The 940-nt window shown below is 68.6% G+C and carries 1 protein-coding gene; it reads right to left on the bottom strand.

Annotated elements, in window-relative coordinates; genetic code table 11:
- Positions 1–376 precede the first annotated feature (376 nt).
- On the bottom strand, positions 377–940 hold a 564-nt coding region (locus I53_RS29780; RefSeq protein WP_043357943.1), incomplete at its 5' end, for an efflux RND transporter periplasmic adaptor subunit.

Raw genomic sequence — 940 nt, 5'->3', positions numbered from 1 at the left:
GGCGCGCGTCCGGCTCCGGCCGCCGTCCTGCAATTCCGTTCCGCCGCAGTGCGNCGTGAAAAGCGGTGACGAGGCGTGCCGACGTGAACGCGCAGATGCGATCCGCCCCGAGGCTGTAGACCGGCCGATCACAGGCCTCGAAGATCTCCCCGGCGAGCACATCGGGCAGATCGCGCTCCAGGATCCTGCGAACCTGGGGGCGCTCATCCATCGCAGGCCCGAAGAACCGCAACGCGCCGCACGCCTCGACCTTTTCCGCGATTGCGGGTGACCTCGGCGTTCTTGATGCGCTTCTCACAGCTCGTCCCGTCGCTCGGCGCGAGGGTGAGGCCGATGGTGAGCCCGACGCGGATTGCAGAGGGCTGTTCCCGGCCGATCAGCGTTGCGCCGATCGGAGCGGCTCCATCGACTGCGGCGGTTTCACGGGTTCGACCGACTGGCCGTCGCGCAAGTCCGGAGCCGGGCTGTAGATGATGCGGCTGTCCGCGGAGAGACCGGAATCCAGCTCCAGCGTGCGCCCGAGATCGCGCCGCACGCGGATCGTCCGCCATGTCACCCGGTCATCGTCGCCCAGGGTCGCGACCTGCAGGCCGTTGCTGTTGAACACCGTCGCCTCGGCGGGGATCGTTACGCCGGGCTCGGTCCGGGGGATCTTGAGGGTGACGTAGGCATAGAGCCCGGCGCGCAGGGTCCGGTCGGGATTGGGCACGTCCACCTGGGTGGTCAACGTACGCGACGCCGCGTTCAGCGCAACGGAGCTGCGCTCCACGAAACCATCGAAGCGGCGGCCCGGCATCTGCGGGACGGTGATCGCTGCCTGGACACCGGGCTTGACGCCGATGGCGTCGTTCTGCGGGACGTTGACGGTGATACGCAGGGTGCTGTCCTGATACATGCTCAGGAGCGGCGTCCCGCCGTTATCGGCCCGGACAAGTCCCCG

The sequence above is a fragment of the Methylobacterium sp. B1 genome (assembly GCF_000333255.1).
Classification (GTDB): domain Bacteria; phylum Pseudomonadota; class Alphaproteobacteria; order Rhizobiales; family Beijerinckiaceae; genus Methylobacterium; species Methylobacterium fujisawaense.
The sequence above is the reverse complement of the archived record's forward strand: the minus strand, read 5'-3'. Positions and strand labels throughout refer to the sequence as shown.